The following is a 14113-nucleotide window of genomic DNA, read 5'->3' on the forward strand; positions in this document are numbered from 1 at the left end:
GCGGAACGCGGGCCCGTCGTCGCCCGGCGCCGATGAGGGCGGCGGACGGGAGCCCCGCCGATCCGCTGGACGATCCCCCGCACGAGCGACCCGGCATGCGGCCGCTCCGGCCGCGGTGATTGCGCCGGCGCGCGGGGCGAGAGGACGGGGAGGCCGATCCGCGGCGTCGGGACCGGGCCGGTGGCGCCGCGCCGATCCGCCGACCGCTTGGCGGGACGGTCGGACGCGAAACGGGTCCCCTCGCGGGCCGCCCGGGCAGGCGATCCACGAGGAGACCCCGAAGCTCCGTCCGGCCGCGCCGGACCGAATTTCTGCCAGGGCGGCCCCGCCGCGGCGGGGCCGGCGCCCGAGCGATCAGGCCGCCGGGGCCTTCACGCTCGCCAGGCTGGAATCTTCCCGGAGGAAGTACTTGTTGGTCAGGTAGGCGACCTCGGTCCGGTTCTTGGCCTTGAGCTTCTTCATGATGTTGCGGACGTGAACCTTCACGGTGCTCTCGCACATGTTGAGTTCGTACGCGATGATCTTGTTCGGCGTCCCCTTCCGGAGCGCCCGCGCCACGCAGAGCTGCCGCGGCGAGAAGATGTCGTCGTCCCCGGCCTCGACCGGCTCGTCCACCTTGATGTTGGCCAGCAGGGGGAGGAGGCATTCGGCCGGGATGTAGACGCCGCCGGCCTGCACGAGCTGGAGCGCCTGCAGGGCGATGTCCACGGAGGTCGTCGTCGGGATGTAGCCTTTGACGCCGAGCTTGATGATCCGCACGATCTGGTCGAGGTTCTCGCCGTCCGAGATGACGGCCACCGGCGGAGCGCCGGCCTCGCCCTGCAGGAACGCCAGTTCCCGCGTGATCTCGGTCCATTCGGTCTCGGTCAGGTTGCCGTCGGGCCGGCAGAGAACGACCACGCTCGCGGCGACGAACGGCGTCTGCCGCTTCCACGATTCGATGTCCGCGAAGACTTCGAACGACGTCTGCCGGTCGGCCTCGCTGAGCGAGGCGGCGAGGCATCGGCCGACGAGCTGGCGTCGATCGATGATGACGATGCGGCTGGCGCGGCCCCGGGACTGGTCCCGTTGCTCGACGACGACCGGGTTGTCACCGGCATGTGCACCCGAAAAGCCGCGGCGGCTTTCGGCCGTGTCCCGCTCAACGAGGGTGAGCGCGTCTCGAGTACCAAGACTGGCCATAGAAAATTACCTCCTTTCGAAGGAAGCCGAATGTCAGCGATGACGGGATACCCAATGCGCTCGCCGACGGCGTGACACTGAGATACGCGGTGGCGCCGGTCGCCTTGGGGCGATTGCCGATGACCACGGATACAATGCTAGCTTTCGTAAAATCGTCTGTAAATACCCTATTTGAATCTTAACCCTTAAATTGCAGGGCTAAATACAATCATCGCGCACTACGTACGTACATAGTGATTTGTTTGATTGCGCACGACGGTGCTGGTGGAGAGATGCATTCGCAAGATCATTCGCCGTCTGTGGTGGTCCGATTCAAGATCTTTTCGAATGTAGTCGCTCAGATGTGGGTTTTAAGAATATCGAAACTTTGTCTTATTCGGAACTACTTGTTGCGTGGTCGTATCGGTGGGACTTTGAGGGCAATTCAATGATCTCGGTGCGATGTAGGTATTCGTGACGGGAGTATTCGAGGGATGAGGGGCCGCTGTACCTGACTGAGGCTAAAAGGCAACATGCGTACTCGGTTGTTTACCCTGTTGGGGTCCGAGTACTGATTTCATCGGTGCGGCGCTGTACCAAACGGCACGCTCCGCGGGAGGAGAGGCCGCCCCGCGCGCCGTCCGACGCGACGGGCGAATCACTGGCGGATCCCTGCCGGGATCCGGAATCGCCGCGGCGGCGATCGAGAACGCTCTTCGCCGAGGTGGATACCGGTTCGGCGTGAGAGAGCGCGTCGAGACAAAGGACTAGAGCCGTGCCCGATCGCAACGCGATCGGGCACGGCTCTAGTCCAGCCGGACCAGGAGATCGCGCATGCCGCCGACATCGACGAACGTGCCGAGGTCGCGGCCGAGCAGGCCGGCATGTCGCTCCGCGTAGGCCTCCGGCGTGAGCGTCCGCAGGAACGCCGTCACCGAATCGGCGAGCGGCTCGGGAAACGCCCAGCCCAGGCGCTCCGACACCGCGTAGCGTCCGGTCGCCGTCGCGGCGCGCGCCAGCGTCAGGGCGCCGCACAGGCCGCCCTCGTAGAGCCGGTTCGGCAGTAGCCAGTCCGAATTCAGTCCATCATCGAGGTAATCGACGGCCCAACTGAAGTGGATCCCGCTGTAGATCTCCGGAAGGTCGCGAGGATTGGCGTAGGGGCCGCGGAACGACATGTTCGGCCGGCCGTCCAGCGTGTCCGCCAGGGTGCGCGGGGCGATGTCCTCCTCGGAGAGGCGCCCGGCCAGGACGATCCGCACCGAGTCGCCGAGGGCGTCCGCGATGGCGGCGAGGATCGTCAGGCTCCGGCGGCAGCGCAGCGTCCCGAACCAGCCGATCACCCAGGGCGGTTCCGCCGTCCGGGTGCGGTCGAGCCGGGTCGTCACCTCGCCGAGGCGGTGGCCCATGACCTTGTTCTCGAGGAGGTGCCACTTGCCGGCGAAGCCCTGGACCGGCCGGAAGTACCGGTCGATGAAATCCGGGGCACTGACGACGAGGAGGTCGCTGCGGCCGAGGATCCAGCGCTCGACCGCGCGGGCGATCCGTCCCGGCGCGTCCGGCCGCACCATCAGCCGCTGGATGTCGAGCACCTCGTAGACGAGGCGCGCGCGGCTCCCGGCGAGGCGCGCCGCGGTCCAGGCCACGAGGGCCATGTCGAGGTTGCGCACGTAGATCACGTCCGCCGCGCGCAGGTCGCGCCGGCGGCGCAGCGCCCGGGCGATGCCGACGGCGAGGCGCGGCAGGCGGCGGGCGTAGTTGCGGTCGACGGTCAGGCCGAGGGGGACGATGTCGTCGGCCACCGGGGCCTCGGCCGGCACCGCGCCGGGGCGGTCCCGCTCGAAGGCGTACACGATGACCGACCACCCGGCGTCCCGGATGGCGTCGACCCGCTTCCGGACCGTGGGCTCGGCCCGGTCGTGCCCGAAGAAGGCGACGCGGCGGCCGCGCGGGGTCTCGGAGGCCGTGACGGAGGCCGTCGCGGAAACCGCGAAGGCCGGGGTCGGGGCGGCCCGGGCCGGCGCGAAGGCCGCCACCCGGTCGAGGCCTTCGGCGCGCGGGCCGGTCACGAGGCTGCCTGGGTCGCGCCGCGGGCGCTGCGCCGGGCCGCGGTCCAGCGGCTCAGCGCGCCGCGGAATCCGCCGCGCCGGACCGTCTGGCCGTCGTTGGTCTTGTTGAGCACGACGCCCAGGACGGTGCTGCCGCTCGACTCGAGATCGTGCACGGCGGCGGCGACGTCGTCGATGCTGGTCCGGCCCGCCTCCACCACGATGATCAGGCCGTCGAGCGTGTCGAGGAGCGGCCGGAGCGTGGGGAGCTCGTCCACCGGGGGCAGGTCGACGACGACGCGGTCGAGGGCGGGGCGGTCGAGGGCGGGGCGTCCGTCCCCCAGCACCGCGGCGACGCCCTCCGGGGTCATCAGATCGCTGAAATGGGGATCGTTCGGGTGGCGGTTGCCGCAGGCGAGCAGGCGGACCTCGCCGGGCTGGGGGCGGACCGCCTCGGTGGCGCCGCAGCGGCCGGCGAGCACGTCGAGGAGGCCGCGCTGCTCGGTGGCCTGGCTGAGCCGCGAGAGCGTCCCCTGCCGGACGTCGGCGTCGATCATCAGCACCCGCCCGGAGCTCGCGCGGGCGCGGGCGAGGAGCTGGCCGAGATTGCTCGCGAACAGGGTCTTGCCCGCGCCGGCCCCCACGGACGTGACGCCGATCGCGAAGACGGGGCCGCGGCGGTCGCTGCCCAGGACGTGGGCCTTGAGGCTGTGCAGGCGCTCGACGAACACCGATTGCGGCATGAACCGCACGGCGCTCGCCCGGAACGCCTCGATGCTGGCCGGACGCTGCGCCTCGTTGGCGTGGGCCTGCGCCAGGGCCAGCGCCGCCCGGAAGCCGGGCTCGCGCCGCAGCTCGGGGAGGGCGGCGAGGCAGGTCAGGCCGTGGCCGGTCAGCTGCCGGGGCGTGCGGATCGTCCGGTCGAACCAGTGCCGCGCGAAGGCGCCGCTCACGCCGAACCCGGTGCCGACCAGGAGGCCGAGCAGCATGATCAGGCTGCCGCGGGGCGCGCTCGGGGATTCCGGCACGGTCGCGGGCGTGATCACGTGGGCGGAGGGCTGCGGATAGGATTGCTGGTTGACGGCGTCGATGTAGCGCTGGAGCAGGTTGGTGTAGATCTGGTCGTAGGTCTCGGCGGTGCGGTCGAGCTCCCGCGCCTTGACGCGGGCGTTGCTCATGATCAGCGTCTTCGAGATCAGCGCGTCGAAGGCCGCCGTCATGCTGTCCTCGCGCGCCTTGGCGACCTCGTAATCGTGGTCGAGGGACACGGCGAGGCGCTCGAGTTCGGTGCGCAGCGACTGCTTGGCCGCCAGGATGTCCCGCTGGATCGCCTGGACCGCCTCGTGGTCGGGGCCGAGTCGGCGCTTCAGGTCGTCGGCGCGCTGCACGAGGTCGACGTACTGCCGGCGCAGCTGGATGATGACGCTGTCCTTGAACGCCTCGGTGATCCCCGGATCGGCGATGTCGGAATCGAGGAGCCCGCGGATCTGATCGCGCACCGCGCGGGCGTCGACGGTCTTGGACCGGGCTGCGGCCACCGCGGTGTTGAGCTCCTCGACCTGCTGCTCGCCCACGAGGCCGCGCTTGCCCAGGTCGATGATGGTGTGCTCGGCCTTGTAGGTCTGGGCCTCGCGCGAGGCCTGGCTGGCGCGCTGCTGGAGTTCCTTCAGGCGCGGCAGCATCCACTCGCCGGCGACCTTCCAGACCTGGGCCCGGTTCTCCAGCTCGGTGCTGACATAGGCCCCGGCCACCGCGTTCGCGACGGCGGCCGCCGTGGCAGGATTGTCCGCGCTGTAGCCGACCTCGATCACGTAGGCGGCGCCGATGCGGCTGGCCTCGACGTTCTCGCGCAGCGTCCGTGCTTGGCGCAGGTCCGGGCTGACGGGGGCGGGTTCCTGGACCGGCCGCTCGGCCCCGATCAGCCGGAGGGGGAGCGCCTTGGCGGCCTTCACGAACTCCCGGACCTTCGCGACGAGCGGATGCGTCGGCGCCGCTAGATCCTTCAGGGCCGACTCGTCGAGCCGGTGCACGGCGGCGAGCGCGATCTTCTCCGAGCGGATGTACTCGACCTGGCTCTCGACCTCGGCGATCTCGAGCGGCGTCCCGGCATTGGGCGTGTCGCGGGCCGTCACCGGGCTGGAGCGGCTCTCGATGTAGACGCGGGCCCGGGCCGTGAAGATGGCCGGCGCCGTCGCGACGTAGATCCCGGCGCAGACCAGCCCGACGGCGGCGAAGGCCAGGATCGACCGCCAGTTCTGCCGCGCGATGGTCAGGATCGAGACCTGGGACTCCGTCTCGGGCGAGAAGGGCTGGCCGCGCCAGGCTCCGGTCCCACCGGGGCGGGTCGCACCGATCGGTAGGAAGGACGCGCTGGTCGAGTGTCGGTTCATGGATCTCTCCTCACCGCGGCGGTCACCGCCTCGGGGCGCTATCCGTCAAAGGGGACGCCGGCTCGGCCCGATGGGCGCGTCGAGCCGGGGCGGGTGGGTCAGTTCTGGCCGGCCCCGTCGCCGACGCCCCGCATGGCGGGATCCGGCTTGAGCGCGATCTCCACGACGTCGCCCGGCAGGAGCTCCGTGTCCTCGGCGGCGTCGATCTGCGTCTTGGCCGGTCCGCTCTGCCGGAAGACCGCGATCGCCGCCTGCGCGCGGCTTCCGGACAGGAGCTGCGCCCGGAGGGCGCCGGTATAGACCAGCTTGTCGTTGATGCTGTTCAGGCGCGACCGGTACGTCGCCAGGTTGTTCTCCGCGACCTGGAGCTTCTCCAGGGCGTCCATGGCCTGCACGTCGTCGACCCGCTCGAGCTTGCGGGCGACGTCGCTCTTGTCGCGCTCGAGCTGGGTGAGCTGGACCGTCGTCTGCAGCGCGCGGGTCGAGGAGAGCAGGACGGCGCGCCGCGCGTCGGTCAGCCGGGTCGTGACCACGGCGCCGCGCTGGAAGAGCGCCCGCACGGTGTCGTAATCCTCGGCGTCGGCGGTGACGCCCTCCTTCTCCTTGACCTGCTGATCGCTGAGGCTGGTGAACTGCGTCTGCGTCCGGTTGAGGGAGCGCTGCAGATGGTCCTTCTCCTTGGCGATGTCGGTCATCTGCACCCGGAGCTGCTGCTCGGCGAGCTTCTGCGCCGGGGTCGCGCGGCTGCCCGGGGCGACGTCCGCCGGCGGCGGGGACTTGTCGCCCCGCGACGCGGCGACGACCGCCTTCAGGCGCCAGATCGTGGCGGATTCCCGCTGGATGCTCGCCCAGGTGCTGTCGTACTCGGCGCGCAGGTTCGCCGTCTCGACGACGGGGTTCTCCATCCTGAACCGCAGGAGGTTGTAGCCGCCCGCCAGGGCGATGGCCTGCCGCACGGTCATGCCCGGATGGAACGGGTGCTCGCCCTGCTTGGTCACGTCGCCGCTCAGGTAGACCGGCTGGTACTTCGAGATCCGCACCCCGATCTCGTCGGGCTCGAGCACGGCGATCGATTCCTTGCCCTCGGAGTTGCGCTGCCGCACCGCCTTGGCGGGCAGCGACTTCTGCAGGCTCTGGCGCAGCTCCGCGACGGTGAGCCCGGCGGCCGGGACGTCCCCGAGCAGCGGGACCATGACGGTGCCGTCGGTGGAGACCGTCGCCTCCTGCTTGAAGGTCGGGATGCTGAGGGCCGTGACCTCGATCGTGTCGCCGGGCCCGATGCGGTACTCCGCGGCCGCCGGCAGCGCCGACAGGGCGAGCAGGCACGCCGCGAGACCGGCGCGGCCGGCGCGGGCGGTGGCGCGGGTTGCCGCGGTCTTCGTCGACATCTTCGACACGCATCGTCCCCTTAAGGCTCGCCCTCGGAACCCGGGCGCGGCGGTCGAGCGGCAGGACCGCGCCGGCCTCACGGGCTCATGAGGGCTGAGACGGCATGATGCGTAACGGCCGAGCCAGCCGGGACTCCTCCAAATGGCGGGCGCGGGCATCCTTGCCGGGGCGGGGGCTTCGCCTTTCGACGTAGGCCCCCTGGCCCGAACGGTGCGCCGGGCCGGGGAGGGGTCACACCGGATGGGCGCCGTTCGCCTTTCGACGGACGAACCGCATCGAAAGCCTGGGTTCCCGGCCGTCCGCAGCTCTGTGCAGTTTTGACGCACAGAAGTTCGGCGGAAGGAGCGGCGGGTATGCCGATTACCGATGCGGATATTGGGGCGGATGTGGGGATCTTCTACCCGGATCTAGTCAATATTTATGGATGTCGAATCGAAAGCGGTTCGCGCATCGGCCCCTTCGTGGAGATCCAGCGCGGCAGCCGGATCGGCCCGCGCTGCAAGATCTCCTCGCACAGCTTCATCTGCGCGGGCGTCTCGATCGGGGCCGAGGTGTTCGTCGGCCACGGCGTGGTCTTCACCAACGAGCTCTACCCGGAAGCCACCAACGCGGACGGGAGCCTGAAGCGGGACGGCGAGTGGGAGCTCGTCGAGACCGTGGTCGAGGCCCGCGCCTCCATCGGCTCCAACGCCACCATCGTGGCGGGGATCACCATCGGCGAGGGCGCCCTGGTCGGCGCCGGTGCCGTCGTCACCCGGGACGTCCCGGCCTTCGCCATCGTCGCCGGATGCCCCGCGCGGGTCGTCGGCGACACCCGCACCAAGCGCGCCGAGAGCGCCGCGCGCGCCCGTTCCGTCCAGTCGCCGCGGCCCGAGCCGGCCGAGCCTCTGCAGGTTGCTTGAGGGGAATGCAGTCATGATCTCGATCGGTATCGTCGGATACGGCTACTGGGGGCCGAACCTCGCCCGGTGTACCTCGGAGAGCGAGCGCTGCCAGCTGGTGGCCATCGCCGACCAGTCGCCCGCCGCGCTCGGCCGGGCCGGCAAGCGCTACCCCGCCGTCCAGCTCCATCAGGACTGGCGCGACCTCGTGGCCGATCCCGCGATCGACGCCGTCATGGTGGCGACGCCGGTGAGCTCGCACTTCGAGATCGCCATCAACGCGCTGCGGGCCGGCAAGCACGTCTTCATCGAGAAGCCGATCACGCCCTCGGCCTTCGAGGCCCGGCTGCTGATCGAGGAGGCGGCCAAGCGCAACCTGCGGCTGATGGTCGACCACACCTTCGTCTACACGGGCGCGGTCGAGAAGATCCACGAACTCATCACGACCGACGCCATCGGCGACGTGTTCTACTACGACTCGACCCGGGTGAACCTCGGCCTGTTCCAGCGCGACGTGAACGTGATCTGGGACCTAGCGGTCCACGACCTCGCCATCCTCGACCACATCCTGGACCTTGCCCCGGTGGCGATCTCGGCGAGCGGCACCGGCCATTTCAGCGGCCGCCCCGAGAACATGGCCCACCTGACCGTCTTCTACCCGCGTGGCGTCGTCGCGCAGATCAACGTCAACTGGCTCGCGCCCGTGAAGGTGCGGCAGACGCTGATCGGCGGCAGCAAGAAGATGATCGTCTACAACGACCTCGACCCGATCGAGAAGGTCAAGGTCTACGACCGCGGCGTCACGGTCGGCGGCGGCTCGGACGACATCACCGAGCTGATGGTCTCCTACCGGACCGGCGACATGTGGTCGCCGCACCTGTCCTTCCGCGAGGCGCTGATCGTCGAGATCGAGCACTTCGCCGACTCCATCGAGAACGGCACCGCGCCCATGACCGACGGCCACAGCGGCCTGCGCGTCGTCGAGATGCTCGAAGCCGCCATGCGCTCCCTGCGCCAGAACGGCACCCCCATCGACCTCATGCCACTTGCGAGGGCCTCGTGATCCCCTTCCTCGACCTCAAGGCGCAGTACGCGGCGATCGGCGGCGACGTCGAGACCGCGGTCCTCAACGTCCTGCGCAGCGGCGACTTCGTCCTCGGCCCGGCGGTCAGCGCCTTCGAGGCGGCCTTCGCCGAAGCCTGCGGCGCCCGCCACGCGGTCGCCGTCAGCAGCGGCACCGCGGCCCTGCACCTCGCCCTCCTCGCCCTCGACATCGGTCCGGGCGACGAGGTGATCACGGTCTCGTCGACCTTCGTGGCGACGGTCGCGGCGGTGCTGTACGCCGGCGCCACCCCGGTCCTCGTCGACATCGACCCGGTCGACTGGACCATGGACCCGGCCCTGGTCGAGGCGGCGATCACGCCCCGCACCAAGGCGATCCTGCCGGTGCACCTGCACGGCCGGATGGCCGATCTCGACGCGCTCGGCGCCATCGCCCGGCGCCACGGGATCGCCCTCGTCGAGGACGCCGCCCAGGCGCATCTCGCCGAGCGCGGCGGCCGCAAGGCCGGCACGATCGGGGATCTCGGCTGCTTCAGCTTCTATCCCGGCAAGAATCTCGGGGCCTACGGCGAGGGCGGCGCCATCGTCACGGACCGGGACGACCTCGCCGAGGCGGCCCGCTGCCTGCGCGACTGGGGCCAGCAGGGCAAGTACAACCACGTCCGCCACGGCTTCAACCTGCGCATGGACGGCGTCCAGGGCGCGGTGCTGGGGGTCAAGCTCCCGCACCTGGAGGGCTGGACCCGCGCCCGCCAGGCGGTGGCGGCGGAGTACGGGGCGCGGCTCGCGGGCCTCGGCCTGGAGCTTCCGGCCCCCGCCGGCCTCGACCACGTGTTCCACGTCTACGCCGTGTCGACGGCGGACCGCGAGGGGCTGCGCCAGTACCTCAACGCGGCCGGCATCGCCACCGGCATCCACTATCCCGTCCCGGTCCACCGGCAGCCCGCCTACAGCCACCTCGACGACGGTGCCGGCCGCCTGCCGGTCACCGAGCGGCTGGCCGCCCGGACCCTGTCCCTCCCGATGTTCCCCGAGATGACGTCCGCGCAGATCGACACCGTCTGCCGGGCCGTCGCCAGCTACTGCGAGGTCGCCGATGCCCAAGCTGCGTGAGGTCACCAAGGGAAGCCGGTTCAGCGGCGACCTGCGCGGGACCCGGATCCTGGTCACGGGCGGATCGGGCTTCATCGGCTCCCACATCATCGACCTGCTGGTCGAGGCCGGCTGCGACGAGATCGTGGCCATCGACAACATGATCCGCGGCCGCCCCGAGAATCTCGGGGACGCCCTCGGCTCCGGCCGCGTCCGCCTCGTCCAGGGCGACATCCGCGACCGCGCCCTGATGGACACGCTGGTCAAGGGCACCGACGTGGTGTTCCACCAGGCGGCCCTGCGGATCACGCAGTGCGCCGCGGAGCCCCGCCACGCCTTCGAGGTGATGGCCGCCGCGACCTTCAACCTGCTGGAGAGCTGCGTCGAGGCCGGCGTCGCCAAGGTCGTGATGGCCTCCTCGGCCTCGGTCTACGGGATGGCGGAGGTCTTCCCGACGACCGAGAAGCACCACCCCTACGACAACCGGACCCTGTACGGCGCCGCCAAGTCCTTCGGCGAGGGCCTCCTGCGCTCGTTCAACGACATGCACGGGCTCGACTACGTGGCGCTCCGGTACTTCAACGCCTACGGCCCGCGGATGGACCTGACCGGCCGCTACACCGAGGTCATGGTCCGCTGGATGCAGCGCCTGGCCGAGGGGCAGTCGCCGATCGTGTTCGGCGACGGCCTGCAGACCATGGACCTCGTCCATGTCCGCGACATCGCCCGGGCCAACATCCTGTCGGCGATCTCGCCCGCCACCGACGTGGTGCTCAACGTCGGCACCGGCGTCGAGACCTCGCTGGTCGACCTCGCCGGCCACCTCACCCGGATCATGGGCCGGGACGGCACGCCGCTGGTCCACGAGGCCGAGCGGGCCGTGAACCCGGTGCCCCGGCGCCTCTGCGACACGAGCCTCGCCAAGGAGCTGATCGGCTTCGAGGCGAAGATCGGGGCGGCCGAGGGCCTCGCCGACCTCGTCGCTTGGTGGCAGGACGAGTCCCGCTCGGATCACCTGCGGCGGGCGCTCGCATGATCCCGATCGCCAAGCCCGAAGTCGGCGCCCCCGAGGCCGAGGCCGCCGCCGCCGTCGTCCGCTCCGGATGGCTGACCCAGGGGCCGCAGGTCGCGGCCTTCGAGACGGAGTTCGCCGCGATCGTCGGCGCGCCCCACGCCTGCGCGGTCTCGAACTGCACCACCGCGCTGCATCTCGCCCTGCTCGCCGTCGGGGTCGGCCCCGGCGACGAGGTGGTGACGGTGAGCCACAGCTTCATCGCCACCGCCAACGCCATCGCCCAGTGCGGGGCGACGCCGATCTTCGTCGACATCGACCCGGCGACCTACAACATGGCCCCGGACGCCGCCGCGGCGGCGATCACCGAGAAGACGAAGGCGATCGTCTGCGTCCACCAGATGGGCATGCCCTGCGACCTGGAGGCGATCGCCGCGATCGGGCGCCGCTCCGGCATCCCGGTGATCGAGGACGCCGCCTGCGCCATCGGCTCCGAGCGGCTCCAGGGCGACGTCTGGCGGCCGATCGGCAGCCCGGCGGGCGACATCGCCTGCTTCTCGTTCCACCCGCGCAAGGTGCTGACCACCGGCGACGGCGGCATGATCACCACCGCCAACGCCGCGTGGGACCGGACCTTCCGGCTGCTGCGCCAGCACGGGATGAGCGTCTCCGACATTGCCCGCCACGGCAGCGCCAAGGTGGTGGTCGAGGCGTACGCCATCGCGGGCTTCAACTACCGGATGACGGACGTGCAGGCGGCCATCGGCCGGGAGCAGCTGAAGCGGCTGCCCGACCTGATCGCCCGGCGCCGCGCCCTCGCCGACGGCTACCGCGCGCGGCTCGCCGATCTCCCCGGGGTGACGCCGCCGCCCGAGCCGATGGGGCTGCGCAGCAACTGGCAGAGCTACTGCGTCCGCCTCCCGGACGACGCGGACCAGCAGGCGGTCATGCAGGCGATGCTCGACCGGGGCATCGCCACCCGCCGGGGCATCATGTGCGCGCATCTGGAGCCGCCCTACGCGGAGGCGCCGCGGCGGTTCGCGCTGCCCGAATCCGAGCGGGCGCGCGACCACGCGATCCTGCTGCCGCTCTACGCGGCGATGACGGAGGCGGAGCAGGATCAGGTCGTCGACGGCCTGCGCGACGCCCTGCGATGATCCCCGCACCGGTCAAGAGCCTCGCCCGGACGGTCGGCCTGACGCGCCCGCGCGTCGCCGCCGCCCGGATGGCCTGCGAGCGCACGACGCTCGCCCTCGCCCGGATCCGGCGCCCGGCGCCGGGCGGCCGCATCCTCTGCTACCACTCGGTGGGCCAGTCGGAATGCGGCGTCAACGACGTCTCTCCCGCGCGCTTCCGCCACCAGCTTGAGCGCGCCCTCAGCCTCGGCTACCGCTTCGTGCCGGCGGCCACGATCGCCGACGGGCGCGGCGGCGCGCGGGACCTCGCCATCACCTTCGACGACGGCTGGCGCAGCGTCCTCAGCGGGGCGGCGCCGGTCCTCAGCGATCTCGGGATCCCCTGGACCCTGTTCGTCGTGTCGGGCTGGCTCGACCGGCCCGAGAGCGCGCCGCCGGGTGTCCTCGGCTGGGGCGCCATCGAGGCGCTGGCCGCCAACGGGGTCGAGATCGGCAGCCACTCCGTGACCCACCCGGATTTCGGGCGCCTCAGCGCGGAAGAGGCGGCCGAGGAGCTGGAGGAATCCCGGCGCGCCATCGGGGCCCGCCTCGGCGTCCTGCCCGACTCCTTCGCGATCCCCCTGGGGCAGTCGGCGAACTGGACGCGGGCGGCCGCTCACGCGGCCCGGGAGGCGGGCTACCGGATCGTCTACGCGCAGGCGGTGGAGACCCGTCCCGCCGGAACGGTGGCGCGCAGCTTCGTCACGCAGTTCGACAACGATCTCGTCTTCGGTGCCCTGCTCCGGGGCGCCTACGACGCCTGGGAGGAGTGGGTATGAACCGACCCGCGCAGCGCCGCGTCTCCGTCGTGGTGCCCACCTGCAACCGGCCCGCCTTCCTGCGCGAGGCCCTGGCGAGCATCCGCGCGCTGGAGGGCCCCGACCTCGCCTTCGAGATCATCGTCGGCGACAACGGCGCGGCGGGCCCCGCCGCCGAGGTCGCCGCCGCGTTCGGCGCGATCCACGTCCCCGTCGACAGGCCCGGCGCCGGCGCGGCCCGCAATGCCGGCCTGACCCGGGCGAGCGCGCCCTACGTGGCGTTCCTCGACGACGACGACGTCTGGCAGCCGGCGCATATCCGGGAGCATCTGCGCCTGTTCGAGGCCGATCCGGAGCTCGGGGTCGTGTTCGGGCAGATCGTCACCGCCGACCACGACCTCGTGCCGACCTACGGCCCCTGGCCGCCGGAACTTCCGTCCGACAAGGGCGCGCTGCTGCGCCGCATGCTGAGCGGCTACTTCCCGCAGATCGGGGCGACGGTGGTGCGCCGGACCGTCGTGGACGCGATCGGCCTGTTCGACGAGGCCCTGCTCGGCGATCAGGACTGGGACTGGCAGCTGCGCGCCGTCCGCGGCCACGGCGTCGGCTTCGTCGCCGCGCCCTGCGTGCATTTCCGGCAGCGGCCGGCGGGGACCTTCGACCGCCTGATCGCCCGCCGGATCCACTTCACCCGCCTGGTCTTCCGACGCCACGCGCCGGCGCTCGGCGTCTCGCGGCTCGCGGCCCTGCGGCTCTATTTCGGGACCGTGCAGGGCTACTACGACGCCCTGCTGGACGCCACCGAGGCCCACATGGTCCGCGGCGATCGCCGCGCCGCCGCGGGGGCGTTCCTCACGGCATTCCGCCTGATGCCGCACCGGGCGATCCGGCAGGCCTTCCGGCCGACGCGCGTGCGCGCGGCCCTGCTGGCCCTGGCCACCGGGCCGGCCGCCCGGCCGCTGACCGCCGAGCCGAAGACGCGCTGAGCCCGACAAGGCTGTCGCTCCGCGGCGCGGACCCTCCCGGGGCCCGCGCCGCGGAGCGCGCTCGCGCTGTCCCTGTGGTGTTCGGTGGGCCGCCCAGGGTTCCGCGCCGTCCTGCCAGGCTCCGCCGCCACCGCGGCGGCGCGCGGACCTGCGTTACGC

Annotated in this window: 11 protein-coding genes; 7 read left to right on the forward strand and 4 right to left on the reverse strand. The window is 71.4% G+C overall.

The genetic code is table 11. The annotated features are described in order from the left end of the window. Nucleotides 1-354 precede the first annotated feature (354 nt). The 4 genes from ACLBX8_RS22545 to ACLBX8_RS22560 form a co-directional block, all read right to left on the reverse strand. Nucleotides 355-1182 carry a LuxR C-terminal-related transcriptional regulator gene (locus ACLBX8_RS22545; protein ID WP_020091193.1) on the reverse strand — a complete coding sequence of 276 codons (828 nt, stop codon included), beginning with the start codon at nucleotides 1180-1182 and terminating at the stop codon, nucleotides 355-357. 785 nt (nucleotides 1183-1967) lie between these two features. Continuing rightward, complete coding sequence (locus tag ACLBX8_RS22550; RefSeq protein WP_447715766.1) at nucleotides 1968-3230, reverse strand: glycosyltransferase; 1263 nt, start codon at nucleotides 3228-3230, stop codon at nucleotides 1968-1970. Further along, a complete protein-coding gene (locus ACLBX8_RS22555; protein WP_447682606.1) occupies nucleotides 3227-5599 on the reverse strand; it encodes a GumC family protein in 2373 nt (790 codons plus the stop codon). Before ACLBX8_RS22555 ends, ACLBX8_RS22550 begins: the two co-directional genes overlap by 4 nt. A 98-nt stretch (nucleotides 5600-5697) precedes the next feature. Continuing rightward, nucleotides 5698-6987: a polysaccharide biosynthesis/export family protein gene (locus tag ACLBX8_RS22560; RefSeq protein ID WP_020091190.1), complete on the reverse strand. Its 1290-nt coding sequence runs from the start codon at nucleotides 6985-6987 to the stop codon at nucleotides 5698-5700. Between the two features lie 354 nt (nucleotides 6988-7341). On the opposite strand from ACLBX8_RS22560, the gene ACLBX8_RS22565 reads away from it, so the two are divergent. From ACLBX8_RS22565 to ACLBX8_RS22595, 7 genes are read left to right on the forward strand one after another with little or no spacing between them, the layout of a single operon-like run. Then, on the forward strand, nucleotides 7342-7890 hold the full coding sequence (locus ACLBX8_RS22565; protein ID WP_026604627.1) for an acyltransferase: 549 nt from the start codon (nucleotides 7342-7344) through the stop codon (nucleotides 7888-7890). 13 nt (nucleotides 7891-7903) lie between these two features. Next, nucleotides 7904-8932, forward strand: coding sequence for a Gfo/Idh/MocA family protein (locus ACLBX8_RS22570; protein ID WP_020091188.1), 1029 nt, complete (start codon nucleotides 7904-7906; stop codon nucleotides 8930-8932). Beyond that, a complete protein-coding gene (locus ACLBX8_RS22575; protein ID WP_020091187.1) occupies nucleotides 8929-10044 on the forward strand; it encodes a DegT/DnrJ/EryC1/StrS family aminotransferase in 1116 nt (371 codons plus the stop codon). Before ACLBX8_RS22570 ends, ACLBX8_RS22575 begins: the two co-directional genes overlap by 4 nt. After that, the gene (locus ACLBX8_RS22580) at nucleotides 10028-11059 is read left to right on the forward strand and encodes an NAD-dependent epimerase/dehydratase family protein (RefSeq protein WP_056524962.1); all 1032 of its coding nucleotides are present in this window, start codon (nucleotides 10028-10030) and stop codon (nucleotides 11057-11059) included. Before ACLBX8_RS22575 ends, ACLBX8_RS22580 begins: the two co-directional genes overlap by 17 nt. Further along, nucleotides 11056-12192: a DegT/DnrJ/EryC1/StrS family aminotransferase gene (locus tag ACLBX8_RS22585; RefSeq protein WP_447699956.1), complete on the forward strand. Its 1137-nt coding sequence runs from the start codon at nucleotides 11056-11058 to the stop codon at nucleotides 12190-12192. Before ACLBX8_RS22580 ends, ACLBX8_RS22585 begins: the two co-directional genes overlap by 4 nt. After that, entirely contained in the window at nucleotides 12189-12989 is an 801-nt protein-coding gene (locus tag ACLBX8_RS22590; RefSeq protein ID WP_447682609.1) for a polysaccharide deacetylase family protein, read from the forward strand. Before ACLBX8_RS22585 ends, ACLBX8_RS22590 begins: the two co-directional genes overlap by 4 nt. Beyond that, nucleotides 12986-13954, forward strand: coding sequence for a glycosyltransferase family A protein (locus ACLBX8_RS22595; RefSeq protein ID WP_132368486.1), 969 nt, complete (start codon nucleotides 12986-12988; stop codon nucleotides 13952-13954). The genes ACLBX8_RS22590 and ACLBX8_RS22595 overlap by 4 nt, the downstream gene beginning before the upstream one ends. The last annotated feature ends 159 nt before the right edge of the window (nucleotides 13955-14113 follow it).

Source organism: Methylobacterium sp. D48H (assembly GCF_053345715.1).